This window comes from Actinophytocola glycyrrhizae, assembly GCF_042653545.1.
In the GTDB taxonomy this organism is placed as follows: Bacteria; Actinomycetota; Actinomycetes; order Mycobacteriales; family Pseudonocardiaceae; genus Actinophytocola; species Actinophytocola glycyrrhizae.
This window is the reverse complement of the sequence record NZ_JBHSIS010000002.1, coordinates 1,085,254-1,109,656: the sequence shown is the minus strand read 5'-3', so window position 1 is coordinate 1,109,656 and position 24,403 is coordinate 1,085,254. Positions and strand designations below refer to the sequence as shown.

Annotated in this window: 27 protein-coding genes; 16 read left to right on the top strand and 11 right to left on the bottom strand. The window is 69.8% G+C overall.

Features of this window, described 5'->3' with window-relative positions:
- Nucleotides 1-204 precede the first annotated feature (204 nt).
- From ACFPCV_RS05025 to ACFPCV_RS04975, 11 genes are all read left to right on the top strand, one after another.
- Complete coding sequence (locus ACFPCV_RS05025) at nucleotides 205-681, top strand: Na+/H+ antiporter subunit E (RefSeq protein ID WP_378054812.1); 477 nt, start codon at nucleotides 205-207, stop codon at nucleotides 679-681.
- Nucleotides 678-959, top strand: coding sequence for an MrpF/PhaF family protein (locus ACFPCV_RS05020; protein ID WP_378054811.1), 282 nt, complete (start codon nucleotides 678-680; stop codon nucleotides 957-959). Before ACFPCV_RS05025 ends, ACFPCV_RS05020 begins: the two co-directional genes overlap by 4 nt.
- A complete protein-coding gene (gene mnhG / locus ACFPCV_RS05015) occupies nucleotides 956-1,270 on the top strand; it encodes a monovalent cation/H(+) antiporter subunit G (RefSeq protein ID WP_378054810.1) in 315 nt (104 codons plus the stop codon). Before ACFPCV_RS05020 ends, mnhG begins: the two co-directional genes overlap by 4 nt.
- Nucleotides 1,270-2,265 carry a DUF4040 domain-containing protein gene (locus ACFPCV_RS05010; protein WP_378054809.1) on the top strand — a complete coding sequence of 332 codons (996 nt, stop codon included), beginning with the start codon at nucleotides 1,270-1,272 and terminating at the stop codon, nucleotides 2,263-2,265. Before mnhG ends, ACFPCV_RS05010 begins: the two co-directional genes overlap by 1 nt.
- The gene (locus tag ACFPCV_RS05005) at nucleotides 2,262-2,639 is read left to right on the top strand and encodes a cation:proton antiporter subunit C (RefSeq protein ID WP_378054808.1); all 378 of its coding nucleotides are present in this window, start codon (nucleotides 2,262-2,264) and stop codon (nucleotides 2,637-2,639) included. Before ACFPCV_RS05010 ends, ACFPCV_RS05005 begins: the two co-directional genes overlap by 4 nt.
- Complete coding sequence (locus ACFPCV_RS05000) at nucleotides 2,636-4,111, top strand: monovalent cation/H+ antiporter subunit D family protein (protein ID WP_378054807.1); 1,476 nt, start codon at nucleotides 2,636-2,638, stop codon at nucleotides 4,109-4,111. Before ACFPCV_RS05005 ends, ACFPCV_RS05000 begins: the two co-directional genes overlap by 4 nt.
- Nucleotides 4,108-5,589: a proton-conducting transporter transmembrane domain-containing protein gene (locus tag ACFPCV_RS04995; protein WP_378054806.1), complete on the top strand. Its 1,482-nt coding sequence runs from the start codon at nucleotides 4,108-4,110 to the stop codon at nucleotides 5,587-5,589. The genes ACFPCV_RS05000 and ACFPCV_RS04995 overlap by 4 nt, the downstream gene beginning before the upstream one ends.
- Nucleotides 5,586-5,840, top strand: a complete 255-nt coding sequence (locus tag ACFPCV_RS04990; RefSeq protein WP_378054805.1) for a hypothetical protein — start codon at nucleotides 5,586-5,588, stop codon at nucleotides 5,838-5,840. The genes ACFPCV_RS04995 and ACFPCV_RS04990 overlap by 4 nt, the downstream gene beginning before the upstream one ends.
- Complete coding sequence (locus tag ACFPCV_RS04985; RefSeq protein ID WP_378054804.1) at nucleotides 5,830-7,515, top strand: Na(+)/H(+) antiporter subunit D; 1,686 nt, start codon at nucleotides 5,830-5,832, stop codon at nucleotides 7,513-7,515. Before ACFPCV_RS04990 ends, ACFPCV_RS04985 begins: the two co-directional genes overlap by 11 nt.
- A gap of 274 nt (nucleotides 7,516-7,789) precedes the next feature.
- Nucleotides 7,790-8,299: a hypothetical protein gene (locus ACFPCV_RS04980; protein ID WP_378054803.1), complete on the top strand. Its 510-nt coding sequence runs from the start codon at nucleotides 7,790-7,792 to the stop codon at nucleotides 8,297-8,299.
- Nucleotides 8,299-9,483, top strand: a complete 1,185-nt coding sequence (locus ACFPCV_RS04975) for a hypothetical protein (protein WP_378054802.1) — start codon at nucleotides 8,299-8,301, stop codon at nucleotides 9,481-9,483. The genes ACFPCV_RS04980 and ACFPCV_RS04975 overlap by 1 nt, the downstream gene beginning before the upstream one ends.
- Before the next feature lie 137 nt (nucleotides 9,484-9,620).
- Here the strand turns inward: ACFPCV_RS04975 and ACFPCV_RS04970 are convergent, their stop codons facing one another.
- From ACFPCV_RS04970 to ACFPCV_RS04950, 5 genes are all read right to left on the bottom strand, one after another.
- The gene (locus ACFPCV_RS04970) at nucleotides 9,621-9,776 is read right to left on the bottom strand and encodes a DUF6131 family protein (protein WP_378054801.1); all 156 of its coding nucleotides are present in this window, start codon (nucleotides 9,774-9,776) and stop codon (nucleotides 9,621-9,623) included.
- A 294-nt stretch (nucleotides 9,777-10,070) separates the two neighbouring features.
- Nucleotides 10,071-10,904: a hypothetical protein gene (locus tag ACFPCV_RS04965; RefSeq protein WP_378054800.1), complete on the bottom strand. Its 834-nt coding sequence runs from the start codon at nucleotides 10,902-10,904 to the stop codon at nucleotides 10,071-10,073.
- Nucleotides 10,905-11,094: 190 nt separating this feature from the next.
- Nucleotides 11,095-11,946 carry a hypothetical protein gene (locus ACFPCV_RS04960; protein ID WP_378054799.1) on the bottom strand — a complete coding sequence of 284 codons (852 nt, stop codon included), beginning with the start codon at nucleotides 11,944-11,946 and terminating at the stop codon, nucleotides 11,095-11,097.
- Nucleotides 11,947-12,287: 341 nt separating this feature from the next.
- A complete protein-coding gene (locus tag ACFPCV_RS04955) occupies nucleotides 12,288-12,938 on the bottom strand; it encodes a DUF4328 domain-containing protein (RefSeq protein WP_378054798.1) in 651 nt (216 codons plus the stop codon).
- 233 nt (nucleotides 12,939-13,171) lie between these two features.
- Entirely contained in the window at nucleotides 13,172-14,194 is a 1,023-nt protein-coding gene (locus ACFPCV_RS04950; RefSeq protein ID WP_378054797.1) for a hypothetical protein, read from the bottom strand.
- 333 nt (nucleotides 14,195-14,527) lie between these two features.
- Between ACFPCV_RS04950 and ACFPCV_RS04945 the strand changes: the two genes are divergently transcribed.
- Both ACFPCV_RS04945 and ACFPCV_RS04940 read left to right on the top strand, forming a co-directional pair.
- The gene (locus tag ACFPCV_RS04945) at nucleotides 14,528-15,352 is read left to right on the top strand and encodes an alpha/beta hydrolase (RefSeq protein WP_378054796.1); all 825 of its coding nucleotides are present in this window, start codon (nucleotides 14,528-14,530) and stop codon (nucleotides 15,350-15,352) included.
- A gap of 329 nt (nucleotides 15,353-15,681) precedes the next feature.
- The gene (locus tag ACFPCV_RS04940; RefSeq protein WP_378054795.1) at nucleotides 15,682-16,746 is read left to right on the top strand and encodes a glycosyltransferase family 9 protein; all 1,065 of its coding nucleotides are present in this window, start codon (nucleotides 15,682-15,684) and stop codon (nucleotides 16,744-16,746) included.
- On the opposite strand, the gene ACFPCV_RS04935 is transcribed toward ACFPCV_RS04940, so the two are convergent.
- Nucleotides 16,735-17,574, bottom strand: coding sequence for a glycosyltransferase family 2 protein (locus tag ACFPCV_RS04935; protein ID WP_378054794.1), 840 nt, complete (start codon nucleotides 17,572-17,574; stop codon nucleotides 16,735-16,737). The two genes, ACFPCV_RS04940 and ACFPCV_RS04935, sit on opposite strands and share 12 nt — an antisense overlap.
- A 29-nt stretch (nucleotides 17,575-17,603) precedes the next feature.
- Nucleotides 17,604-18,317, bottom strand: a complete 714-nt coding sequence (locus ACFPCV_RS04930; RefSeq protein WP_378054793.1) for a methyltransferase domain-containing protein — start codon at nucleotides 18,315-18,317, stop codon at nucleotides 17,604-17,606.
- A gap of 235 nt (nucleotides 18,318-18,552) precedes the next feature.
- On the opposite strand from ACFPCV_RS04930, the gene ACFPCV_RS04925 reads away from it, so the two are divergent.
- On the top strand, nucleotides 18,553-18,903 hold the full coding sequence (locus tag ACFPCV_RS04925) for a peptidoglycan-binding domain-containing protein (protein WP_378054792.1): 351 nt from the start codon (nucleotides 18,553-18,555) through the stop codon (nucleotides 18,901-18,903).
- Between the two features lie 10 nt (nucleotides 18,904-18,913).
- Nucleotides 18,914-19,357 (top strand): hypothetical protein, encoded by a 444-nt coding sequence (locus ACFPCV_RS04920; protein ID WP_378054791.1) that lies wholly within the window; start codon nucleotides 18,914-18,916, stop codon nucleotides 19,355-19,357.
- Between the two features lie 238 nt (nucleotides 19,358-19,595).
- Here the strand turns inward: ACFPCV_RS04920 and ACFPCV_RS04915 are convergent, their stop codons facing one another.
- From ACFPCV_RS04915 to ACFPCV_RS04905, 3 genes are all read right to left on the bottom strand, one after another.
- Nucleotides 19,596-19,982 carry a hypothetical protein gene (locus ACFPCV_RS04915; protein ID WP_378054790.1) on the bottom strand — a complete coding sequence of 129 codons (387 nt, stop codon included), beginning with the start codon at nucleotides 19,980-19,982 and terminating at the stop codon, nucleotides 19,596-19,598.
- A gap of 279 nt (nucleotides 19,983-20,261) precedes the next feature.
- Complete coding sequence (locus ACFPCV_RS04910) at nucleotides 20,262-21,053, bottom strand: DsbA family protein (RefSeq protein ID WP_378054789.1); 792 nt, start codon at nucleotides 21,051-21,053, stop codon at nucleotides 20,262-20,264.
- Nucleotides 21,054-21,347: 294 nt separating this feature from the next.
- A complete protein-coding gene (locus ACFPCV_RS04905) occupies nucleotides 21,348-21,869 on the bottom strand; it encodes a YflT domain-containing protein (protein WP_378054788.1) in 522 nt (173 codons plus the stop codon).
- A 272-nt stretch (nucleotides 21,870-22,141) separates the two neighbouring features.
- Here ACFPCV_RS04905 and qcrA point away from each other — a divergent pair, with 272 nt between their 5' ends.
- Nucleotides 22,142-23,377: a cytochrome bc1 complex Rieske iron-sulfur subunit gene (gene qcrA / locus ACFPCV_RS04900; RefSeq protein ID WP_378054787.1), complete on the top strand. Its 1,236-nt coding sequence runs from the start codon at nucleotides 22,142-22,144 to the stop codon at nucleotides 23,375-23,377.
- A 32-nt stretch (nucleotides 23,378-23,409) separates the two neighbouring features.
- Here the strand turns inward: qcrA and ACFPCV_RS04895 are convergent, their stop codons facing one another.
- A complete protein-coding gene (locus tag ACFPCV_RS04895; protein WP_378054786.1) occupies nucleotides 23,410-24,303 on the bottom strand; it encodes a universal stress protein in 894 nt (297 codons plus the stop codon).
- Between the last annotated feature and the right edge of the window lie 100 nt (nucleotides 24,304-24,403).

Here is a 24,403-nt window from a genome sequence, read left to right as displayed (position 1 = left end):
TCGAGGCGGTTCGCGGCGCGGATGTGGTCGCGGTTCTCGGCGCCGGTCCGACCGGCCGGCCCGGCCACGACGGGACATCATGACCGCGGGAACACCTGCTCATCGAGCAGGGACGTACCAGAAGTCCGAGAATCACTGAAGCGGCGAAGGTGTCGGTCGGGCCTCGGCGACCGGACCGGCAACACCAGGGGAGGGAGCGACCGCATGCGGTGGAACCGGCGGATGGTGCCACTCTTCGTCGTCTTCTGGCTGGTGCTCTCCGGGCACTACACCACCCTGTTGCTCGTCCTCGGCGCTCTCTCGGTGGCGCTCGTCTGTTGGTTGTCGTGGCGAGCCGGGCTCGTCGAGGGGGAAGGCGCCTCGGTCCCGCTGGCGCTGCGCCTGCCGCGTTACCTCCTGTGGCTCGTCAAGGAGGTTCTGGTCTCGGCGGTGGCCGTCGTGCGGAGGGTGTGGTCGCCCCGCCCGCGGCTGCGGCCGACCGTGGGGGTGACGCCGTCGCCGGACATGTCGGCCCTGTCGCAGGTGATCTACGCGAACTCCATCACCTTCACCCCGGGCACCCTCTCCCTGGACCTGGACGAGGACCAGATCAAGGTGCACGGCCTCGACCCCGCCGACGTCGAGGAGCTCCACTCCGGACGGATGCTGCGCCGGGTGCGGCGGCTGGAGGTGCGCCGGTGATCCTCGCTGTGATGGCGGCGCTGCTGGTGGCCATGGTCCTCGCCCTGGTTCGGGCGTTCGTGGGTCCCGGCCTCTACAACCGCCTCCTGGCCATCAACATGTTCGGCACCAAGACGGTGCTCTTCGTCGTGGTCGCCGGGTTCCTGTTCGGGCGGGCCGAGTTCCTCGACATCGGCATCCTCTACGCGCTCGTCAACTTCGTGGCGGTCGTGGCGGTGCTGCGGCTGACCCACTACGACGAACTGGTGACCGAGCCGAGCGGAGACGAGCGCCGATGACCGTCCTCGACGTCGTGAGCTGGGTGCTGCTGGCCGCCGGTGCCCTGTTCGTCGTCTCCGGCGGGGTGGGCCTGCTGCGCTTCCCGGACTTCTACACCCGCATCCACGCCGCCGGTGTCACGGACTCGGCGGGCGCCGGCCTGATCCTGTTCGGCCTGCTGGCGCAGGCGACCACCTGGGACACGGCGGTGCGACTGCTGGTCATCGCGCTGTTCCTGGCGCTGAGCGGCCCGACCGCGACACACATCCTCGCGCGCGCCGCTCGTCGCGACGGCGTGCCCGTCTGGCGGGAAGGTGACAGGCGGCGCTGATGAGCACCTTCACCACGATCAACCTCGTGTTGCTCGCGATCCTCACCGCCACCGCGGTCGCCATCGCGCGGCTGCGCGCCCTCTACGAGGCCACCATGCTGACCGCGCTGTTCAGCCTGGTCACCGCGAGCCTGTTCGTGCTGCTCGACGCGGTGGACGTGGCGCTGACCGAGGCCGCGGTCGGGGTCGGCATCAGCACCGTGCTGCTGATCGGTGTGCTCGCGCTGACCCGGTCGCGGGAGGCGGTCACACCGCGGCGGCGCAGGCTGCCCGGCGCGGTGGCCGTGGTGCTGGCGGGCGGCACGCTCATCTACGCCGCGCAGGACCTGCCGGAGTTCGGCGCGGCCGACACCCCCGTGCAGACCCACCCGGTCACGGACGTCTACCTCCGTCAGTCCCAGGAGGACATCGGGATCCCCAACACCGTCACCTCGGTGCTGGCGAGCTACCGCGGGCTGGACACGCTCGGCGAGCTGGTCGTCGTGTTCACCGCCGGTGTCGCGGTCCTGCTGCTGCTCGAGCCGATCATGCGGGTCGACGAGGCCAGGCGGCAGACGGTGCTCGACCTGGCCGACTACCGCGTCCTGCGGGTGATCAGCCGGATGCTGATGCCGTTCATCCTGCTGTTCGCGTTGTACGTGCTCTTCCACGGCGACTACGGTCCAGGCGGCGGCTTCCAGGCCGGCGTGATCTTCGCGACGGGGTTCGTGCTGTACGGCCTGGTGTTCGGCATGGACAAGGCCCAGCAGGTGCTCCCGAGGGCAGCGCTGCGGACACTGGTCCCGGTCGGGCTCGTGCTCTACGCCGGCCTCGGTGTGGTCAACATGGTGCTCGGCGGCGCCTTCCTCGACTACGACACCCTCAGTCCCGACGACCCCAAGGCAGGCCAGCACGCCGGCATCCTGCTCGTCGAGACGTCCATCGGCATCACCGTCGCCGCGGTCATGACCTCGATCTTCTTGAGCTTCGGCAACCGGGTGGCAGCACAGCGATGATCGAGTCGCACCACACCTACTGGCTGATCCTCGCGCTGATGATGATCGGGCTCTACGTCGTCATCAGCCACGGCAACCTGGTGAAGAAGCTCATCGGCCTCTCCTTGTTCCAGGTCGGGGTGTTCCTGTTCTTCATCAGCGTCGGCAAGGTCGACGGCGGCAGCGCGCCGATCGTCTCCGAGGAGGTCGAGACCTACTCCCACCCGCTGCCGCAGGTGCTGATCCTGACCGCGATCGTGGTCGGCGTGGCCACCCTCGCCGTGGGCCTGGCCCTGGTGGTGCGCATCTTCGAGTCCTACGGCACGGTCGAAGAGGAAGAGGCACTCGAACGCGACGCCGCCGACCACAACGATCACACCGGCACCGCCCCATGACGGCACAGCTGCCGGCGCTTCAGGTGCTGATCCCGCTGCTCTGCGCACCTTTCTGCGTCCTGCTGCGGTCCCGGACCGTGGCGTGGCTGCTGTTCCTCCTGGCATCCCTCGGCTCCCTCGCCTGTGCGGTCCTGCTGGCCGTGCGGGTGGCCGGGGACGGCACGCTGCGGTACGAGATGGGCGGCTGGCCGGCGCCGTACGGCATCGAGTTCGTGGTCGCCGGGTTCAACACACCGGTACTGCTGCTGGTGTCCCTCATCGCCACGGTCACCGCGGTCTACAGCCGGCGCAGCGTCGCCGCCGAGATCGACGACCGGCGCGCGCCGTTGTTCTACACCTGCCTGTGCCTCACCCTCACCGGGCTGCTCGGCCTGTCCATCACCGGGGACGTGTTCAACGCCTTCGTCTTCCTGGAGGTCAGCTCACTGTCGAGCTACGCGCTGATCGCCATGGGCAGGCGCAGGCGGGCACTGCTCGCCGGCTTCCGCTACCTGGTGATCGGCACCGTAGGGGCCACGTTCGTCCTCATCGGCGTCGGCCTGGCCTACGCGGTCACCGGCACGCTCAACATGACCGACCTGGCTCGCCGGCTCGCCGACGTGGACGGCAACCGCGCGCTGTACGCGGCCGTGGTGTTCGTCTTCGTCGGGCTCGCGATCAAGATGGCCGTGTTCCCGCTGCACGCCTGGCTTCCCGGTGCGTACGCGGAGGCCCCGTCGGCGGTCAGCACCTTCCTCGCCGCGTCGAGCACCAAGGTCGCGACCTACGTGTTCTGCCGGTTCGCGTTCACCGTCTTCGGCGCGGGCCTGGTGTTCGGGACGATGCCGCTGGACCAGGTCGGCCTGGCGATCGCAGGCCTGGCGATGCTGGCCGGGTCCGCCGTCGCCTGCTTCCAGGACGACGTGAAGTACCTGCTGGCCTGGTCGAGCGTCGCGCAGATGGGCTACATCCTGGCCGGCATCAGCCTGGCCACCGCCGAGGGGGTCTCGGCGGGGTACCTGCACGTGATCAACCACGCGGTGGTCAAGGGGGCAATGTTCGGCGCGGCCGGGCTGCTGCTGTTGCGGCTGGGCTCGGTCCGGCTGTCCGCGCTGGCCGGGCTCGGTCGCCGGATGCCCTGGACGTTCGCCGCGATCGTGGTGGCGGGCCTCGGGCTGGTCGGGGTGCCACCGACCGCGGGGTTCGTCAGCAAGTGGGCCCTGGCGACCGCGCTGCTCGACGCCGGCCAGTGGCCGGTGCTCGTGGCCGTGCTGGCCAGCTCACTGCTCGCGCTGGTCTACGTCGGGCGCATCGTCGAGGCCGCGTGGTTCCGCGACCCGCCCGAGCCTGCGGTGGTCCCGAAGGCGCCGGCCTCGATGGTCGCGGCGATCTGGCTGCTGGTGCTGCTGTCGGTCTACTTCGGCATCGACGCGACACTGCCCGCCGGCCTCGCCGACGCCGCGGCGGCGGCGCTGCTCGGGAACGGGGGGTGAGTGGGCTGACCACCGGCTGGACCACCCCCGCGCAGGCCGTCGCCCTGCCGGTCACGGTGGCCGTCCCGCTGCTGGGCCTCGGCGCCGTGCTGCTCCTGCGGCGCCACCCCAACCTCCGGGAGGCGGCCTCGGTGCTCAGCGGCGTCGCGCTGGTGGCCGCCGTGCTCAGCCTGTGGCCCGCGGCAGGCCAGGACCTGCGCTTCGAGCTGTGGACCTGGCTGCCGGGGCTCTCGCTCGAGTTCGCGCTGGAGCCGCTGGGCCTGCTGTTCGCCACCGTCGCCGCGGTGCTGTGGCCGGTGACCACCGTGTTCGCGACCGGCTACCTGCGTGCCGAGGACGAGCACCACCAGACCCGTTTCTTCGCCTTCTTCGCGTTGACGATCGCGGCCGCGATGTGGATCGCCCTGTCGGCGAACCTGATCACGCTGTTCATCGGCTACGAGATCATGACGCTGGCGACCTGGCCGTTGGTCACCCACAAGGGTGGCGCGGAGGGTCGGCGCGGCGGCCGGACCTACCTGGTGGTGCTGCTGACCACGTCCATCGGGCTGCTGCTGCCCGCGATCGTGTGGACCTGGCTGCTCGCGGGCACCACCGAGTTCCGCCCCGGTGGTGTGCTGGCGGGCCAGGCCGGGCCGGGTGTGCTCACGGTGCTGTACGCGCTCTACCTGTTCGGCGTCGGCAAGGCGGCACTGATGCCGGTTCACCGCTGGCTGCCCGCGGCGATGGTGGCGCCCACCCCGGTTTCGGCGTTGCTGCACGCGGTGGCCGTGGTCAAGGCCGGGGTGTTCACGGTCCTCAAGGTCACCTTCCACGTGTTCGGTCTCGACACGCTCGACGTGAGCGGCGCGGCCCGGCCGATGATGTGGGCCGCCGCGTTCACGCTGATCGCGGCGGCGGTGGTCGCCACGCGAGCGGACAACCTCAAGCGCCGCCTCGCCTACTCGACGGTGAGCCAGCTCGCCTACATCGTGCTGGCCGCGACCCTCGCGCGAGACGTCGCCATGGCAGGCGGCGCGCTGCACCTGGTGACCCACGCGGTCGGCAAGATCACGCTGTTCCTCTGTGCCGGCGCCATCGCGGTCACCGCCAACAAGACTCGCGTCAGCGAGCTCGACGGGCTGGGCCGCGCCATGCCGTGGACGTTCGCCGCGTTCCTGGCCGCCACGGTGTCGATCGTCGGGCTCCCGCCGCTCGGCGGCACGTGGAGCAAGTGGCTCCTGCTGATGGGGGCTGCCGAAGCCGACCAGGTCGTGATGCTGGTGGTGCTGCTCGTGGGGTCGCTGCTCGCGCTCGCCTACCTGATGCCGATACCCACGCGCGCGTTCTTCCGGCCCCCGCCGGAGGAGCCTGCGCACGGTGAGGCCCGGGCGGCCCTCGTCGGGCCGCTGATCCTGACCGCGTTCGGCTGCGTCGCGCTGTTCTTCGCCGCCGAGGCGGTGCTCGCGCCACTGACCGCGATCCTGGAGCTGCCATGAACGACCGTCGTCGGCTGGCCGGCCCGCGCGTCGGGTACGGCCTCGTCGTGCTGTGCGGGCTGGTGTTCGTCGCCGACTTCTTCCTCGCCAAGCACCCGCACTTCGCCTTCGAGGGCTGGTTCGGCTTCTACCCCGTGTACGGGTTCGCCGCCAGCGTGGCCCTGGTGCTCACGGCGAAGGAGCTCCGGCGGGTGCTGCGGCGCGACGAGGACTACTACGAGCGGCCGGAACGGAACCGCGATGACGAGTAGCCCCGCCGTGTTGCTGATCCTCGGCGCGTTCCTCGTGCCGCTGCTGCGGGGCTGGCCGCGCCGCGCCCTGATGGCGGCACTTCCCGTCGCGGGACTGGTCGTGCTGTGGCTGCTGCCCGAGGGCGCCGGGGCCACGTACGAGTTCCTCGGCCTGGAGCTCAACCCGGTGCGGGTGGACGCCCTGTCGCGGGTGTTCGCGACCGGGTTCCTCGTCGCCGCCCTGCTCGCCGCCATCTACGCGATGCACCTGCGGGATACCCTCCAGCAGACCGTGATCCTGGTCTACGCCGCCACCGCCGTCGGCGGTGCGCTCGCAGGCGACCTGCTGACCCTGTTCGTGTTCTGGGAGCTCGCCGGCCTGTCCTCGACCTTCCTGATCTGGGCCGGCCGCACCGAACGCAGCCACCGTGCCGCCATGCGGTACCTGGTTGCGCAGGTGATCTCCGGCCTCCTGATGCTGGCCGGCATCGTGTGGCGGGTCCACGCGGGCGCCGGGATCGAGTTCAGCTACCTGGGACTGGCGGGCCCCGGCGGGATGCTGATCCTGGTCGCGGTGGGCATCAAGTGCGCCTTCCCCCTGCTGCACGTCTGGCTGACCGACACCTACCCCGAGGCCACGGTCGTCGGCGCGGTGGCGCTGTCCGTGTTCACCACCAAGCTCGCGGTCTACACACTGGCACGCGGCTTCCCCGGCGTCGAGCCACTGGTGTGGATAGGCACGATCATGGCCGTGTTCCCGGTCTTCTACGCCGTGATCGAGAACGACCTGCGCCGGGTACTCGCCTACAGCATAATCAACCAGCTCGGGTTCATGGTCGTCGGTGTCGGCATCGGCGGCCCACTCGGCATCAACGGCGCGAGCGCGCACGCCGTGGCCGACATGGTGTTCAAGGGCCTGCTGATGATGAGCATGGGCGCGGTGCTGATGCGGACCGGCACCGTCAAGGCCTCGGAGTTGGGCGGTCTGTACAAGTCCATGCCGCAGACCGCCGTGCTGTGCGTGGTCGGTGCCGCGTCGATCTCCGCGGTCCCCCTGTTCTCCGGCTTCGCGACGAAGTCCCTGATTCTCGAAGCGGTCGGGCAGGAGCACCGGGCGGTGATCTGGTTGCTGCTGCTGTTCGCCGCCGCCGGTGTGCTCCAGTACACCGGCATCAGGGTCCCCTACTTCGCCTTCTTCGCCCACGACCGAGGCCACCGGGTGGCCGAGCCCCCCGTGAACATGCGCGTGGCGATGGCGCTGGCCGCGCTGCTCTGCGTCGGGATCGGCGTCGTGCCGGGACTCCTGTACGACATCCTGCCCCACGCCATGGACTACCAGCCCTACACGACCTCCCACGTGGTCCACCAGCTACAGCTGCTGCTGTTCGCCGCCCTGGCCTTCGTCGTGCTGATCAGAAGCGGTCTCCACCCACCCGAACTCCGCTCGGTGAACCTGGACGCCGACGTGGTCTACCGGCGCACCCTCCCTGCCGCCTGGCAGGCCCTGACCCGGACCACGAGCCGTCTCGGCCACCAACTCGGCGCGCCACTGCGCCGCCACGCCGGGCGTCTGTGGGTGACGGCCAGTGGCCCGCTCCGGCCCAGTGGGCGCATCGCGACACCATGGTCGACCCATCTGATGGTCTGGTGGGCCGCGCTGCTCCTCGGCGTGCTCTGCCTGCTGGTGCTGCTGTGATGCCCCTCGGGCGCGGCCACCGTTCTTCGTCGGCAGTGGACCACGCGCCCGCCGGCAGTTGCACGGTCCCGGCAGCATCACCGCCGCCTCCGCTTTCCTCGTCTTTCCTCGTCGTGAAAGACCGGGGAAAGTCCGCCGTGATCCTGTAGGCCCAGAACCAGGCGCAGGAGCTCATGCCGAGGTTCGCGGATGTCGTGAGTTCGTCGTCTCGCGCTGGGTCACCGTCCCGCCACCGCGGCGGACGTCGACACCGCCGCGATCTGGAGGAAGTGACATGACCGGGTACAACGTCGACATCAGCGCCATCCTCGACATGGCCAAGCAGTGCTACGCCGCCGCGAACGGCTACGCCGCCGTCGTGGGCCGGGTCAGTGACGTGGACGCGGCTGTCGGCCACCTCACGGACAAGGACGGGGCCGCGACCGCCGCCGACACCGAGGTGATCGCGCTCGTCGACGAGTTCGTCGAGTACCTGAAGACCACTTCCAGCCGCTACTTCCTCGCCGGTGAGCAGCTGGAGGCGTCCGCGAGCACGTACACCCAGCAGGAGGAGGACCAGCGGCGGGTGTTCGAGGCGTACATGGGGGATCTGGAGAGCGGTGACTCCGCCTACGCCGCGAACCGGGAGTACGGCAACGCGGACTGGAACCCGGGCGACGAGGCGGACGAGACCGCACGCCAGGAAGGCACCACCGAGCACGCCGACGGTTTCGGCACCGAGCAGCACGCGGCGAGCGGATCCGCCGAGGACTACCTGGACACCGTCGACAGCGGGAGGGACTGATGGCCGGCCCTGGTGACAACGAGGACTACGCGGGTGCGCTCGGGTACGTTCTCGACCAGTTCGAGGCGGCGTCCACCGACCGCTGGCAGCAGACGATCCACGACGCGGTCGTCAGTTCCGGGTACATCCCGCCCGCGCTGCACATCTACAAGCAGAGCCACTACGCGCCGGTGTACGACCACCGGCGGGCCGAGGTGTACGCGCACGCGGTCTCCGGCAACTGCACGGCCCTCGCCTGGTACGACGGTGGCCGGGCGGGCGGCGTGCCGACGTCGTGCCCCGGGCTCGTGTGGTCGTCCGAGTCCGGCAGCCAGACCGTCTTCTGGCCGCCGACCGCCGACGGTGCTTCGGTGGAGGTGCCCGAGACCATCGACTGTGGCGTCGGTCTGCTCCTCGCGCAGGCCGAGGAATGGGCGTACCAGGACCGCACGTACATCTTCGACCGGTTGCCGAAGTTCGCCGACCAGAAGCTGTCGTCGCTACGTGCCGCCCGCGACGCGCTCGTCGGGATGGCGGGTGACCTCGGTGGCGAGGCCGAACAGGGCGACCCCGCCCTGCGGACGTCGTTGACGCTGGTCGACGAGGTGAACGGGCTGTTCGGGGACCGCCACGAGGGCACCGACTGGCGGGCGGACTGGACCGGCACCGCGGCCGACCGCGCGAGCGAGGGCTTCTTCGCCTCGACCTCGCCCACGCTCTACAACCACGCGTTGATGGCCAACGGGCTCAGCATCCTCGTCAACGAACGCGCCACGATCATCGACACCTACCGCAACAACAGCATCAACCTCGTGCAGGCCGCGACGGCAGCGCTCGGCGCGCAGTCGGAGACCAGCAGCGAGACCGACCTGACTGGCGTGTGGAAGGCCGTGAACCGCATCAACACCGTGGTCGGCTGGCTCCCGCAGGCGAAGGTCGCCACCCGGGTGATCACGATCGTGGCCTGGCTCGGCGACGACTTCCTCGGCAAGGTCGCCAAGACCGAGTTCACCTACGACCACGACCCGGGCGCGGTCGCGATCGCGCTCTACGACCAGGTCGTGGACATGGTCGGCACGCTCACCACCGCGGAGGAGGGCTACACCGAGGACGTGGCGACGTTCCGCGCCGCGGTGAACGCGGTGCCGAGCACGTTCCTGGAGCTGTACGACCTCACCGAGAACAGCGCCACCGGAGCGTACTGACCGGCAAGCGCGAAGAAGTTCCCCGACAACGATGATCTTGGATCTTCCGTCCGGGGTGGGTGTTGACAAGGCGGGGTGTCGCCGACGTGAGCCGGCGGCACCCCGCACGAGTTTCCCTGTGGCGGCTGGTCGACGGGTCAGAACCAGTGCTTGCGGCCTGCCACCGCGCGTCCGGTGCCGCCGAGGATGGCCAGGATGGCACCGACGACGAGCAGGATGATTCCAATCGTCCACAGGATCGAGATGTCCGCGATGAACCCGATCACGAGCAGGATGGCGCCTAAGACGATCAACGGAATCCTTCTTTCTACGAGGGGCGCGAGAACCGCGCCGCGTGCCTCATGGTTGCTGCTACGGCAGATACCCGTCGCCAACGCCGTGAAACGGGCCGAACGGCCTAATCTGTGCCTCGTTTCGACGCAATCGGCCGGACTCGCGGCACCGTGCCTTTGCTGCCGTGGGTGACAGTGGTCGTGGTGGGCGCGGGATCGGGTGGGGATGCCTCCCATGTGCCGGCCACAAGAGTCCACGACATCGTGACCACCGCCGACGGGACCCCAGCGGCAGGCCGAAGGGCCGTTATGCCGTCAGGGCTGTGTCCGCCAGGCTTCTGGTAGGTCGTCCTGGGCGCCGAGGTCCGTGATCGCCCAGCGGACTCGGGTGATCAGTTCTCTGCGCGACTCGCGGATGGCGGCCGGGGCGATGAGACGGAACAGGGCTGCCGGACTCGACAGGACTCCCTGCGCCACAAGACCGAGTTCGGTAAGCCGTAGCCACGCCTCCAGCGCCGCCACCGGTTCCTGCGTCGCGAAGTCGGTGTCCACGAGGACTTGCAGCTTCGCGACGAGGTTGGGGTCACTGGCGGGGTCCCGGCCAAGGAAGGACAGTCCACAATGGACCAGCCGCACACGCAACGCTTTGCGGGGCAGTAGGAACGTCAGCACCTCGTCCGCGACAGCCGGTGCCACCTGGTCGTCCGCCTGAAGCCGTTCCAGCAGGATCGTGCAGTACCGGTCCCGGACGATGGCACCCCACGGCAGCTGGGCGAAGGTCGCCACCCGGGCGCATTGCAGGTACACGGTTCCCGCGTCGCCCGGTCGTTGGAACACCGCCTGCATCAGCAGGTGTGCGGTGGACCGCAGTTGGCCCTCCGGCCACCGGACGAACGAGTTGACCGTGTCCTTCAGCTCGGCGACCAGCGGCTCCAGCGTGTGGTGCACCACCGCGTCGCCCTTGGCTATCTGGAAATGGGAGCGTCGCGCCAGCACGTCGAGGTGCAGGTGCGGGAAGACGAACACCCTGAACTCGGCACCGACGTCTTTGACGTGCTCGTGGAGTAGCCGCTCCAGGTCGGCCTCGGGGGTGACGAACGAACCGTCGTCAAGGTCGAGGGTCGCGTCCTGCCGGCCGTCGGCGATCATGCGGCGCATGGCGAACGAGCAGGACTGCTCGCCGGGTTCAACTACCTGGAGTCGAGCCCCGTGCCGGAAATCCGGCACATGATTCGACGGCCCGGCTTCCTTCTGGCGGCGTTGCCGATCCACCCGAGTACAACCCGGTACGAGGGAGGATCGGCGCCCTGCCGGCGAAAACCGGATCCGCCGGCCTGTGCTAGATCGTCACGCAGATGATGCGTGCGGTGGCGAACCAGTGGCCGGAGTAGCCGTCGTCGTCCTCGACGGCGGCCAGTTCGTACCAGCCGGTTCCCGCCGAGCCGGGCCGGGCCTGCACCTGTCCGGCCGGGGAGCCCGCGCCGGAGCCGATCAGTGACCAGCCCGCGGACAGCCGCTGCTGGCCGGGGTCGCACACGATCACCACGGACTTGTCGGCGGAGTCGGCCGCCGACGTGGCGGTGCGGGTGAACAGCCCGGGCAGCGGGTCGGCGCACACCGCGTGGGTGGTGAGCCGCCAGGTATCGGCCATGCCGTCCTGGTCCTCCATGCCGGTCACCGACATCCGGGACAGGTCGGCGGCGGGCGCCACCTGGTTGAGGAACACCTCGCCGTCGCTCCCGTTCAGGTTCCAGCCGCCGGTGAGCATCCGGGTGCCTGCTGGGCACGTCGCGGTGACCTGCTTGTTCGCCGACGTGTAAGCCGAGGACGTGGTGACGATCGTCTGGCCGGGCAGCGGGCTCGCGCACATCGCCTGCACGGTCAGCTGCCAGTTGTCGTCCGTGCCGTCCTGGTCCTCACTGGCGAGGGCGATCACCGAGTTCGTGGTCGGGATCAGCCCCGTGATCACGACATCACGCGTGTTGCCGGAGGTGAACGCGAACGCGCCGACCACTCGCTTGCCGGTCGGGCAGCCCGCGGCGGCGATGCGGGTCGTGGCCGAGCTGGGTGTCGCGGGTGCGGACCAGGCCAGCTCGAGCCCGGGCACCGCCGCGGCGGCGGGCGTGTGCGCCGCCGCCGCGGTGCCCGCGACCGCGAGCAGGAAGGCCGATAACAGACGGAGGATGGACACGGCGGACCTCACAGGTGTCGGTGAAACGATCTACGCACCCAGGACGCGCGGCCACTCCGCCGGTTGCGCGGCAGGCCGGTTTCCCTACCGGCCTGCCGCGATCGTGATCTCGATGCAGTGGGTGGCGACCTCACCGCCCGGCAGCCGCTCGTCCCAGCAGATCTTCCCGAGTCACCCGGCGGGGACCCGACACCGGTAGGAGCACGCACTCGCGCGGATCCTTACAGGTTTCGCAGGGGCGCTCGGGCCGACACCGAGGTGATCCGCCTCCGGCACCCCGTCGCCCAGCGACACCTCGCTCCGCGCGGCCAGTCGACACGTACTTCTGCCGGGGCCCTGGGTCAGAGCTGGGGTGTCTGCTGGTGCGCGCTGCCCTCCATGGCGGTGCGAGGCGTGGACTGCCATTCGGTGATCTGGCGGATCACCCGGATCAGCAGCACGCCGGCCACGAGCGTGAGGCCCGCGCTGATCGTCGAGTAGACCGCGATCGTCTCGAAGTAGCCGACGGTCACGTTGATCGAGTTGGTCTGGAGGCGCAGGAAGTACTGCATCAGGTAGTTGGCGATGAGGATCAGCCACCAGGCGCGGACCAGCGGGCTCAGGGGCAGCGAGTCGATCTGGCGCTGGTCGGCAGGTACGTCGGGGCGGCTGGCCCGCCAGATGTCGTCGACGACGCGGCGGGGGAACCACAGGTTGACGATCGGGCAGAACCAGGCGCCGATGGTCCAGCCGCGGCCCATGCGGTGGTGGACGCCGGAGAGGCGCTCCGAGTTCGTGCGGGCGCGCCACAACCAGGTCAGGAACACGGTCACCGACGCGACGAGGGCGAGCAGGCTCACCCAGACCGCGGTGATCGTGGCGTCGTCGGCGGCGTAGAGGTCGCTGTCGGTGACTCCCGGCAGGCCGGCGACGTAGTCGGCGACGACGGAGTGCGCGTTCCACGCCGTCCACGTCCCGTACAGGTTGGTGGCGCAGACAGCGGCGATGAGCACGGACGCGACCGTGGCGAGGGTCCGGACAGGCGTCAGCGGAGGTGGTGTGTGCACAGTGATCCCCAGGCGAGTCGAAACGAGTCAACTGCCCATCGCTCCGCGCTGATCAACTGTTTCACTTTCGCGGCACCTGCGAGGCGAGGCCGGACCGCGCGCGGTGAACGCCAGGGTGTGACTCCGACCGGCATGTGGCTGATGAGTGCTGCCCGGGGGACACGAACCGCACCGACCGCTCACATCAACAGCGCGGCGGGCCCCGGTGTTCCCGGCCCGGTGTGTCCTCCGTCGCCCTCTCGGCGGGACGAGCTGCCCGATCCGCCGATCCGGCCGATCTCCTCCACCGGATAGGGAATCTGTCTGCTCTCCCGGTGGAACCCGCGGTAGAAGTCCGTCATCACCACGGCGACAGGAGCATGGCGGGTGAGGATCTCCGCGACCTGCGGCGGAGTTCCCGCCGGCCGCTCCCCTCGGGCACATGCGCGAACGAACGTCCTGAGGTCGTCCCCCTTGTGCCCGTGCAGCTCGGCGATCAGCCAGATCACCAGGTGTGTGACGGTGTAGCAACGGTCATAGGACTGGTGTTCGGCGAAGAAGCCGGCTTCCTCCTTGGACAGGTCGAACCGGGAGCAGATCGCGAGGCCGTAGTCCGCGAAGTACAGACGCCGACCGTCGGTCAGGATGTTCTGGAAGTGGGCGTCGAAGTGCAGGAGACCACGGACGTTCATGAACGAGGTCCCAGCCCGCAGTTGCCTCACGACCATGGCGCAGGCGCTCTCGGTGGCCTCGTCGCCTGCCTTGACCTGAGCGCCCAGCCAGTCGTGCAGGTTCTGCGGGATGTACTCCAGGAACAGCGCGACGCTCGCCGAGGAATCGCGCAGAGCCTCGATCCGGTGCCGTACCTCCGAGCCGCCTCCCCAGTACGCGACGGCCTTCTCCACGTCGGTCAGTTCCTCGGGAAGCGACTGCCCAGGGTGCGGCAGCACCCGCCAGTGGTACATCAGTGGGAAACCCTCGTAGTCCTGCGCGAGGACCCAGTTCGTCGTCATGATGTGCACGGCCAGCTCCCGCCAGGCCCCGAAGCCCGGCGCTCCTGCCCCGACGCCGTAATGGCAGAAGGCTGGTAGCCCGAAGAGGTTCGCCGTGGACCGGACGTTCTCCGGTTGCCTTTCCAGATCGGTCAGCGGCACCCGCTTGACGAAGACCGGGGTCCCGCCGACGTCCAGTAGCGCCGATGTCCCGCCGATACCGGAGCCCATTGGTTCAGCCCCGTCCACGAGGTCGCGCAGTTCACGATCACTGCACAGGGCCAGCGCCGTGGATACGGCGCTGTGAGCGGCCAGACGCGCACCGCGCGACATGTCAACACTCTCGACGACTGCCTCCACGTCGGCATCAACCTCTCTGGAGCACCTGGGCGCCTCCTACGAGCACGGTGCGCAGCCCTGCGGTTCGGCCCTTGGCACAGGCAGCGGTTTCCGAAATCCGTTGCATTCGGGTATCCGAAACCGTTGTGGCTGTACTGTACGTGAAGATCGACAACGAGATCGGGCGAACGCGATGCTCGGCAAGTCACCACGGTGGATCCGTGCATGGCGCGTGCGCTCCGCCATGAGAACCGGCGTGTGATCATCACGCCTTTCCGATCCCCTTTCGGGTATACCATCAGGTCCGATGGCTATCGCCGACTACCTGGCCGGGTGCTGCTCTTGCCAACCCCGACGATGTCCCTCCCGGGCGACGCGAACGGGGTTGGGCAAGTGAAGGCGAATGTCGTGCTGGTGCACGGGCAGTGGCACGATCCGAGGCACTTCGATCTCGTCGTCATTCGACTGCGCGAGCGCGGCGTCACTGTCGCCGTGCCGGAGTTGCATCGGGGTTCGCTGGCCGCGGATACGCGAGTGGTGCAGGAGGTCGTCGACGCGCTCGCACCTGTGGTCGTGCTCGGACACTCCTACGGAGGCTCGGTGATCACCGGGCTCACGGGTGTGGCCCACCTGGTGTATGTCGCGGCGTTCGTGCCCGACGCCGGCGAGAGCGCCGCAAGCCTGGGACGTTCGACCCATCCGATCGCCCCCGCCGTGCTACCGGCGGACGAGGGCGGGACCCGGCTGGATCCGGCGCTGGCCGCGGAGATGATGTACGCGGGCTGCTCGCCGGAGCGGACCGCGTGGGCGGTCGCGCTGCTGCGAACTCAGGCAGCTGGTTGCGGGCGAGGCGTCCCGCAGCGCCAGTCGTGGCGGGATACCCCGTCCACGTACGTGGTGTGCTCACACGACCGGGCAGTCGATCCCGTCCTGCAGCGGCAGATGGCGGCGCGCTGCGGGTCGTCGGTCGCCTGGGCCATCGGGCACGCTCCGTTCGTGACCAGTCCCGATCTCGTAGCAGATTTGCTGACCGATCTCTGCACGTCCTGACCTGTACGGCCGCCGAACAGGTCCACGGCTACCGCAAGCGGTGTTTCTCGACCGCGGTAGCCGTGGAGCAAGCCGTCCAGCTCCGCCAGCAGTTTCGCCTGCCGCGGAACGAAGACCTCTGCCGGCAACTCGCACACTCGCCGGTCGCGATGGTCCTGGCCACCGCCGCACTCGGTCCCATCGCAGGGACGGCTCGTGCCCGTGGAAGCGCGTTGGCATGCCCACGTCGTGGCGCCTCGTGATCGTCCCGGGTACCGAGGCGTACGGCGAACCGGAGGCTGTCACCATCGCCTGGATTGAGCGGGCTGCTTTCGGATATCCGTGGATTCATGCGAACTGGGATCGGATCGGTGGAGCCGGTGTGGCCGGATGTGCGGCGGATCGCTGTTCTGCGGGGCGGCGGACTGGGGGACCTCGTGTTCGCCATGCCCGCGTTCGAGGCGCTCGACGCCGCCTATCCGGACGCGGAGATCGTCCTGCTCGGTGTGCCGGGTTTCGCGGAGCTGCTCGCGGACCGGCCGGGGCCGGTGGACCGCGTGGTGACGCTGCCGCCGGCCAAGGGCGTGTACGAGGTGGACGGGCCGTGCGACTGGGACGGGTTCGCCCGTGCGGTCGGTCCGATCGACCTCGGGGTCCAACTGCACGGGGGTGGGCGCAACTCCAACCCTTTCCTGTTGCGGCTGGCGCCGAGGTGGACCGTCGGCGCGTGCACCCCGGACGCGGCCGAGCTGACGCGGTGGTTGCCGTACCGGTACTACCAGAACGAGGTGATGCGTGCGCTGGAGATCGTCGGCCTCGCCGGTGCGGCACCGGTGTCGGTGGTGCCGCGGCTGGCCGTGACGCCGCGGGACCTCGCCAATGCCGCGGCGGCGCTCGACGGGCTGCCAGAACCGCTGCTGACCATCCACCCCGGCGCGACGGACCCGCGGCGGCGCTGGCCGGCGGAACGGTTCGCGGAGATCGCCGCCGCGGTGGCGGCCGGGGGAGCGGGGGTCGCCGTGGTCGGCTCGCCCGCCGAGCGGGACCTCGTCGGCAAGGTCGCCGCGCTCGCCGGGGCGCCGTCGGTGTGGCCGCTCGCCGACCTCGACCTCGCGGGACTGTGCGGGGTGCTCGCCGCCAGCCGGGTCGTGCTCGCCAACGACAGCGGGCCCCGGCACATCGCCGAGGCGGTCGGCACCGCGACGGTGGGTGTCTTCTGGCTGGGCAACGCGCTGAACGCCGGTTCGCTGGGGCGTGGGAACCACCGCGTGCTGCTGTCCTGGACGACGCGGTGCCCGGAGTGCGGCGTGGACTGCACCCGCGAGGACGTGCCGCGCTGCGAGCACGACGTCTCGTTCGTCGCCGGTGTGCCGGTCGCGGACGCGATGCGCGAGGTCGTCGACCTACTGGACTGACACGCGGAACTCGCGGACCACCTCGGTCACCTCTACCTCCCGGTTGGGCACCGTGGTCGGGGACTCCAGGTGGACCGCACCGGTCGGCACGACGCCCGCGGCGCCATAGCGCGCCATGACGCGCCACTGCGCGCCGACGTCCTCGCCCGCGTGCTCCACCGGCAGCTCGGACCAGAAGTCGAAGCCGCCGCACTCGACCAGTGCGGCGCGGTCGTAGAGCACGCAGCCGCCGGTCCAGGCGATCTTGTACGCCCGCCACTCGCCGGGTTCGAGACCCAGCTTCTGCTCCAGGTGGTACGGGTTGGCGGCCGCGTTCACCGTGGCGCGCCAGAACTCGGGGCTGTCACGGGTGATCGTCTCCGGCACGACGGGGCCGTCCCACTCCTCGTACGAGGCGAGCTGGTGGGGGCGTACGTCGTCGATGTAGGACAGCCCCTGCACGGCGGCGCCGACGAAGCCGCACCCGAGCTCGCCGATCGCGGTCCGCATGCGACCGAGCGCGGCGGGCTCGAGCCAGACGTCGTCGTCGAGGAAGAGCACGTACGGTGCCGTGGCCTGGTCGAGCAGGAACTGCCGGTGCTCGGCGAGCCCGCGCCGGGGCAGGTGCCGGGTGAGAGTGACGTCCTGACCGCGCAGCCGCAGTACCCGCGCCATCGTCTGTGCGGGCTGGGCCGCGTAGGACGGTTCCCCGTCGGACTGGTCGCTCACCAGCACCCGGAAGTCGTGGTAGCTCTGCGCGGCGAGACCAGCCAGGGTGGTGGCGAGCTCGGCCTGGCGGTTGCGGGTCGGGATCACGACGTCGACGTCAGGGGTTGCCATGGGGACCATGTGCCCACGGTGGGATCGGTCAAACGAGTTCAGTCGAAGAAGCGCGCCATGTGCTCCGGCTCCGGCGCCGCACCGTCGTGCGGGGCGAGGTCGGCGAACACGCTCGCACCGTCACAGGCCGCGTGCCGCGGGTACCAGCGGCGGTCGGTTCCCGGACGGTCGCAGATGCCCTTGAACGTCTGCACGTCGAGCAGCCGGACGTGCGTTGGATCGGCGACGGCGTTGACGTAGCGCCACCACGGCGAGAGCACGTGCAGCAGGCCGCCCGGCCGCAGCACCCGGTGGCACTCGTCGACCAGTGGCAGGAAGTCGATCAGGTGTTCGAGCACGTGGACGGCGAACACCCGGTCCACCGACCGGTCGGGCATCGGGATGCCGTTCCTGAGGTCGGCCACCACGTCCACGGCAGGGGCCTGCCGCACGTCGACACCGATGTTGTCCGGGTACTGCTTCTGGTCACCGCAGCCGAGATCGAGACAGACCGGCCGCCGCCCGGCGACCACGACCCGGTCCCACACCCCGAGGACACCCGCGGTCGCGCCGATCAGGTCACGGGCGCGGTCCAGGTCGTCCTGCCCGGCCACCGCCCCCGTCACGTGCGCGACAGCGCCCCGGAACTCGACGCGCAGGTCCAGGTCGCGCAGGCGGACGTCGTGGCGGAACAAGTCGGCAACGGCACCGTCGAGGTACCGGTCGAGGCGGCCGAGCCGGTCGGCGGACAACGGGGCGATCGGCATGGTCATGCCCATGGTTGTTGCCCGCCAGCGGACCGCCAAACTCACGACACCGCGGGCATCGCGGACCGCGGGGACGTCCTTCGGTGACCGATACCGGTGTCGTCTCCCACGACCGGCCGCGAGGGCGGCCTGACGTCGTTTCTTGCCCGTTCGGCCGCCCCTGCGCGCGTCCCGACGAGGGATTGGCCGTGCGAGAACTGGAGGGGCAGTTACTACCCGACAAAGTTTTGCGGAGGCGGCGATGGCCAACGTGCGGCTGGAACGAGGCGACGAAGGGGAGTGGGTGACGTATCTCCAGCAGGTGTTCGAGAGCAAGGGCATCGACCCGGGCCGGGTGGACGGGGTCTTCGGCGCCGTGCTCGATTCCGCGGTGCGGTCCTACCAGCAGGACAACCAGCTCACCGCGGACGGCGTGGTCGGCGAGTCGACCTGGGACAAGCTCACCAACGTCACCGTGGAGTCGCTGAAGGTCGACTGGTCGGAGCTCCCGTGGCTGGCGGCGCTGGCCCAGTACGAGGCCACTGAGGACGGCATGCGCCAGTTCCTGCTCGACCGCGGCATCGACGTCAAGATCCTGACCGGACAGGCCTGAGGAGGATCCGATGGGTAACTGCACGCCAGAGGACCAGACAGCGATGGTGACGCCGGTGACCACGCTCATCGGCGGGCTGCTCTCCATGGCAGGCGGCGTCGCGGCGATAGTGCTGGGTACGCAGGCCAACGACAACGAGGAGGGCAGCGGCAACACGACGATCAACGCGGGTGCGGCGATGATCACCGGCGGCTTCGTCGCCATGTCCGGCGCGATCACCTGGCTGGCGTTCAAGTGCAGGGAGATCGCGGTCCGCGACGACTCGGACTCCGACTCCGACTCCGAGGACAGCTCCAGCACCAGCTCCAGTTCCGACGACGAGAGCGAGGGCGCCGACGCGCAGGAGATGACGCAGATCGCCGACAACCTCGACCAGATGGAGCAGGGGCTCAGTGGCGAAGCGGACAGGGTGGGCCACCTCGTCGGTCCGGCGAACGACGACGGTGGACAGTAACCGTCCGTGATGCTTCACACCGGGGGCGCACCTGACCGGAGCCGATGCCCGCGGGTAGTGGAGTGGATCTACTCGGCAGGCCTGTGGCGGCGGCGCAGTTCCGTCCACAGGTCGTCCGGGTCGTTGCCGAACCGGACGACCTGCCGGTGTGCGCGCTCGGCATCCTGGCGGATGGTGCGCGGGGACGGACCGCCGCATCCGACGGAACCGGGGCCCGAACGGTTACCGGGAAGCCGCGTCAGCGGCCGTAGCGTTCGGGCTCCTCGTCGGCGGTTCCCTCCGCGCCGGTCTCGACGTGGACGGCCTGCTGTTCCGGGCCGACCTCCCGGTGGGCTCCGGCGTCCTCGGCGACCTCGTCGGCTTCCCGGTCGGTCTGCATACCGTCGCCGGGTGGGACGATCTGCCTGCCGGGTGGGGCGTTGTCGGTCTCCCTGGCCACGTCCGGGTCGGACGCCTGCCACCTCGCCGGGTCGGCCATGGGCGGCTCGGGCTCCAGCTCGAGCCGTTCCTGCTGCTCGGAGCGCACCCCCTCCTGCTCGGGGGCGACACGGTCGCCGTTGTCGTCGCCGTTGTCGTCGCCGTTGTCGTCGCCGTTGTCGTAGTCCGGGCTGTTCGGTTCCGACATGGTGCTCTCCCTCCGTCGTGCGCTTCCGTCGTCCCCGGAGGTTGCCCGAATCCGGGATGTTGATGCGGCGCGAGCGGCTTCGCGGCATCGTCACCGACCGGGACCTGGTCGTCCGGGTGCTGGCCACCCGCGACGATCCGGCAGGCGCCCTGCGCCGGGGAGGTGTGCGGCGGCGAGGTCGACACCGTCGTCACGCGGATGCGCGAGCACGCCGTGCGCCGCGTCCCATAATCGACGAGGGCGCCCCGTCGGCGTGTTCTCACTCGGCGACGCGGCGGTTCATGCGGGTGAGATCGGGTCCAGCCAGCCCCGTTGGATGTCCTCGACCAGGCGGCCGTTGACCGTCACGGTCGGGACGGCGAAGTAGGACCGCCCGTCCGAGGTGGTTCGCCGAAGTGCGGGATCGTTCCTCGCCTCGCGCAGAGCGCGTTCGATCTCGTCGGTCTTGGCGCCGTTCGTGATCGCGTCGGTCAGTTCGGGGCCGACGGCGCCGAGCCGTTCCGCCAGCCCGACCAGCTGATTGTCGCTGTAGCCGCGTGAACCCTGGTCTGGTTGCGCTGCGAACAGGCTGCGGTGGAAGTCGGGGAAGTGTGGTGCCGAGTGGACGGCGACGGCCAGCGCGGCGTTCGCCGCCCGCAGCGAGTAGCCGGGCGGGTCGGAGCGGTTGTCGAGCAGGTTCACCAGGTGATAGGCCACCTTGACCTCGCCCCGCTCGACCGCGTCGTGGAGTCGCTCACCGTAGCGGTGCTCGAACCGGCGGCACGCCGGGCAGAGGAAGTCCTCGTACACGTGAATGGTGGTGGGTGCCTCGGCCGGTCCGACGAGCACGCTCACGGTACTGGGCTCGAAGCCAACCAGGAGGTCGTCCGGTGCCGAGGTCACCGCGGGGATCGGCCCCTTGGTCGCGGACTGCTTCTGGTCAGCTCGCCACAGCACACCACCGATGACGGTCGTGGCGATCAGCAGGACGACCACGATCATGGCGATGGTCGCCCGGCCCACGCCATCGCCAGGTGCCCGGCGGATCGCCGTCCTCGCCCGGCGCGACATCGTCTGTCGTGGACTACGCATGTGCCCCTTCCCTTGATTGTCCTGTCGGTCCGATCACAGACCATGACCGGCCAGTCCGCCACCTGGCGCCGTCCGCCGGACGAAATCGTCAGGTGCCCGCAAGATGGCTGCCCGGGGCCGCGCCCGAAGCAGCTGCCCCGGGGAAGGAGTCGCCGTCCGCACCACAGATCGCGCGTCCGTCGCCCGCCGGGCGGGCCGGTGCTGTGAAAGGCGCGTTCACGGCACGCATGTCCGACGTCACCGGAACACGCGACGGGTTCCGGTTGGCGTCCTGGCCTCGGCCAGGACGGGTCGTCAGTGCCTGGACGACATTCCGATACCAGGGGCGCTGTCGCTGCTCAGCAGCCGTTGGGCCTCGTCGGCGACTTCGTTGTCGACGTGCACCTCGTAGGAGTGTGCTCGGAAGGTCGGCTGCGAGCTGAAGTCCCGTTGTCCGCCGGTGCCGGCGTGTCCCAGCACGCCGAGCAGCGCGCCGAGCACGGCGCCGACGACCGCTCCGAACACGGCTCCGTAGAGTGCGAGCAGCAGGCTCGCGATCGCCGGTTCCAGCCAGCCGAAGGCGGTGAAGAGCCACCCGAACAGCGCACCGACGACGGCGCCGGATGCGGCTCCGCGACCGGCCGCCGACAGGTACGTGCGCCGGCCGGTGATCTGCTCGACCAGGTCCAGGCCGCGCCCGACGATCGTCGTGCGCTGGACCGGGAACTTGTTGTCCGACAGGTAGTCCACTGCCCGTTCGGCTTCCGCGTAGTCGTCGAAGTTCGCCACCACCCGCCGGGACACCGGCGTGGACGAGGGGTCGGGGAAGGTTGTCATGATGTCTCCTTTCGACGATCGTCGTCGCTGGATGACTTCTTCGAGGTGGCTACCCGGCCAAGTGGTGGGCATTCCGGTTTCACCGCACGAATACTTGCTCAGCGCAGATAAATTCGTGTTGTGGTTTTGTGTCGAAATCGTCATCGGAGTTGGCGCCTGCCGGAGAAAGGCAGTTGACGATTCTGTCACGTCCGGACGAGGACGTTTTCCGCCCTCCACGTGGGGCACCACGCTGGCACGTCGCGGCAGTGTGCAGGTGAGGAGGCCCGGTGATGCCCCAACCGGATCACGACGAGGATGCCCGTTCCGGAGAACGGCAGGAACTGGTGCGGTACGGTGCCGAGCAGGACGGTGTCCGGCTGCGGAAGTACGCCGACCCGTGGCCGGTCGCAGGTACCCGGGCGGAGCGTCGCGCCCGCCGCCTGGTGCTGACCTGGGCGGCCGTTTCGGTGCTGTCCGGGCTGTCTTTCCTTGCCGCGTATGTGTTCTGGCCGTCGCGGTACGTGCCTCCGGGGGAGGACGGGCATCTGGTGTACGTGCTCTACACGCCGATGCTCGGTCTGACGCTCGGGCTCGCGCTCATCGCGCTGAGCGTGATGTTGATCGTCTACACCAGACGGTTCATGCCCAGGGAGGTGGCGGTGCAGGAACGGCACGACGAGCCGTCACCGGAGGCGGACCAGGACGCCACGGCGGCGATCCTGGCCGACTCGGCGCGGCGGGCGGGGCTGACCAGGAGATCGTGGATGGGCCGGGCACTCGGCGCCGGTGTCGGCGTGACCGGGCTGGGCGCCGGTGTCCTCACGGTGGGCGGGTTCGTCGAGGACCCGGTGGAACGCCCCCGCGACCCGGACTCGCTGTGGCACACCACCTGGGCATCGACCGACGGTGAGCAGGTGTACCTGCGGCAGGACCTCGGTGACCCGCACGAGGTCGTGCTGGTCCGGCCGGCCGACCTGGAAGCCGGTTCGACGGTGGGCGTCGTGCCCTTCCGCGAGTCCGAAAGGGACGATCCGGAGCGGCTGGTGGCCGCCGCCCGCCGGGCCGACGCCGCGGCGATGTTGTTCCGTTTGCGGCCGGAGGAACGGGTCGTTCCCCGTCCCGGGCACGAGGGATTCAACTACGGGAGCTTCTACGCCTACTCGAGGATCTGCACCCATCTCGGCTGCCCGGTATCCCTGTTCGAGACCAGGGTGAGCCGGCTGTTGTGCCCGTGCCACCAGTCCCAGTTCGACCTCAACCGGGGCGCCGTGCCGATCTTCGGGCCCGCGGTCCGGGCGTTGCCGCAGCTGCCGATCACCCTCGCCCCCGACGGCTTCCTCGTCGCCACCGGCGACTTTCTCCGAGCCGGTCGGTCCGTCGTTCTGGGAGCTGGTTTGATGGCGGGCGGCGGTATCTCACCGAACCTGCCGGGCGTGCTGCGCTGGGCCGAGGACCGGCTGCGCGCGCGTAGAGGTCCACCTGCAGGGCGCTGTTCACCGAGACAAGCGACTGTTGCCTGGCGATGAGGCCGGGGTCGTTGGTCTTCTCCGTCAGTTCTCTAGTCGGACCTCGGCGTTCGCACGACAGCGACCGGGCACGGCGCGTGATGCAGGAGGTGCTGGCTGGTCGACCCGAGTACCAGACCGGCGAAGCCGCCGCGGCCACGGCTGCCGACCACCACGAGCTGTGCACCGTCCGCGAAGTGGAGCAGGGTCCTGGTCGGGTGGTCGCGGACGACGTGGCGGGTCACCCGCACGTCGGGATACCTCTCCTGCCAGCCGGCAAGCCGCTCCGCCAGCAGCACCGTGGCCTGCTCCTCCAACATCCCGTAGTCGGCCATCAGTGCCCCACCGGCCAGTGCGTTGAGAACCGCGGGATCCGTCCAGCTGTGCACCGCCACAAGCTCGCTGTCACGTGCCGAGGCCTGCTCGAACGCGAACCCGATGGCAGCCTCACCCACCGGTGTCCCGTCCACGCCGACCACCACCGGGGCGCCGGTCCCGGGCTCGTCCGCGTCCCGCACGACCACGAGTGGGCAGTGTGTGCGGCCGGCGAGCGCGACGGAGGTGGACCCGACCAGCAGCCCGGCGAAGCCGCCGAGCCCACGGGTGCCCAGCACCAGGAGGGATGCCTCGCTGGACTCCCGCACCAGAGTGTCGACCGGAACGCCGTCCACGAGTTCCGGTTCCGGCCGCAGACCGGGTGCCGCCGCGGTCGCGGCAGAGCCCGCGTCGACGAGCTGGCGCCGGTGCTCGGCACGCAACAGCGTGCGCAGACTGTCGATCTCGACGACACCAGCGCGGTAACGGAAGGGTAGTCGGAACGCGCTGACCAGCCGCAGTGCGGCACCACGCCGCTCGGCCTCCTCCGCCGCCCACCGAACGGCGTGCAGCGCGGATTCCGAGCCGTCCACGCCCACCACCACCCGGTGTTGATGGCCTTGCCTCGCCATGCACGCTCCTTCCGCGACTGTCGGACCAGTCAAGCCATCCGAGAAAGTCCGACGACCCGAAGCTACCCCTTCAGCGGTTCCGGGAAACGATCCCGGCCGA

What these genes read in the sequence shown, in the direction of transcription:
- ACFPCV_RS05025 (WP_378054812.1), top strand. Translation starts at nt 205, where the DNA reads ATGCGGTGGAACCGGCGGATGGTGCCACTCTTCGTCGTCTTCTGGCTG.
- mnhG (WP_378054810.1), top strand. Translation starts at nt 956, where the DNA reads ATGACCGTCCTCGACGTCGTGAGCTGGGTGCTGCTGGCCGCCGGTGCC.
- ACFPCV_RS05010 (WP_378054809.1), top strand. Translation starts at nt 1,270, where the DNA reads ATGAGCACCTTCACCACGATCAACCTCGTGTTGCTCGCGATCCTCACC.
- ACFPCV_RS05005 (WP_378054808.1), top strand. Translation starts at nt 2,262, where the DNA reads ATGATCGAGTCGCACCACACCTACTGGCTGATCCTCGCGCTGATGATG.
- ACFPCV_RS05000 (WP_378054807.1), top strand. Translation starts at nt 2,636, where the DNA reads ATGACGGCACAGCTGCCGGCGCTTCAGGTGCTGATCCCGCTGCTCTGC.
- ACFPCV_RS04990 (WP_378054805.1), top strand. Translation starts at nt 5,586, where the DNA reads ATGAACGACCGTCGTCGGCTGGCCGGCCCGCGCGTCGGGTACGGCCTC.
- ACFPCV_RS04985 (WP_378054804.1), top strand. Translation starts at nt 5,830, where the DNA reads ATGACGAGTAGCCCCGCCGTGTTGCTGATCCTCGGCGCGTTCCTCGTG.
- ACFPCV_RS04980 (WP_378054803.1), top strand. Translation starts at nt 7,790, where the DNA reads ATGACCGGGTACAACGTCGACATCAGCGCCATCCTCGACATGGCCAAG.
- ACFPCV_RS04975 (WP_378054802.1), top strand. Translation starts at nt 8,299, where the DNA reads ATGGCCGGCCCTGGTGACAACGAGGACTACGCGGGTGCGCTCGGGTAC.
- ACFPCV_RS04965 (WP_378054800.1), bottom strand. Translation starts at nt 10,904, where the DNA reads ATGATCGCCGACGGCCGGCAGGACGCGACCCTCGACCTTGACGACGGT.
- ACFPCV_RS04950 (WP_378054797.1), bottom strand. Translation starts at nt 14,194, where the DNA reads ATGGGCTCCGGTATCGGCGGGACATCGGCGCTACTGGACGTCGGCGGG.
- ACFPCV_RS04945 (WP_378054796.1), top strand. Translation starts at nt 14,528, where the DNA reads ATGGCGCGTGCGCTCCGCCATGAGAACCGGCGTGTGATCATCACGCCT.
- ACFPCV_RS04940 (WP_378054795.1), top strand. Translation starts at nt 15,682, where the DNA reads ATGCGAACTGGGATCGGATCGGTGGAGCCGGTGTGGCCGGATGTGCGG.
- ACFPCV_RS04935 (WP_378054794.1), bottom strand. Translation starts at nt 17,574, where the DNA reads ATGGTCCCCATGGCAACCCCTGACGTCGACGTCGTGATCCCGACCCGC.
- ACFPCV_RS04930 (WP_378054793.1), bottom strand. Translation starts at nt 18,317, where the DNA reads ATGACCATGCCGATCGCCCCGTTGTCCGCCGACCGGCTCGGCCGCCTC.
- ACFPCV_RS04925 (WP_378054792.1), top strand. Translation starts at nt 18,553, where the DNA reads ATGGCCAACGTGCGGCTGGAACGAGGCGACGAAGGGGAGTGGGTGACG.
- ACFPCV_RS04920 (WP_378054791.1), top strand. Translation starts at nt 18,914, where the DNA reads ATGGGTAACTGCACGCCAGAGGACCAGACAGCGATGGTGACGCCGGTG.
- ACFPCV_RS04915 (WP_378054790.1), bottom strand. Translation starts at nt 19,982, where the DNA reads ATGTCGGAACCGAACAGCCCGGACTACGACAACGGCGACGACAACGGC.
- ACFPCV_RS04910 (WP_378054789.1), bottom strand. Translation starts at nt 21,053, where the DNA reads ATGCGTAGTCCACGACAGACGATGTCGCGCCGGGCGAGGACGGCGATC.
- ACFPCV_RS04905 (WP_378054788.1), bottom strand. Translation starts at nt 21,869, where the DNA reads ATGACAACCTTCCCCGACCCCTCGTCCACGCCGGTGTCCCGGCGGGTG.
- qcrA (WP_378054787.1), top strand. Translation starts at nt 22,142, where the DNA reads ATGCCCCAACCGGATCACGACGAGGATGCCCGTTCCGGAGAACGGCAG.
- ACFPCV_RS04895 (WP_378054786.1), bottom strand. Translation starts at nt 24,303, where the DNA reads ATGGCGAGGCAAGGCCATCAACACCGGGTGGTGGTGGGCGTGGACGGC.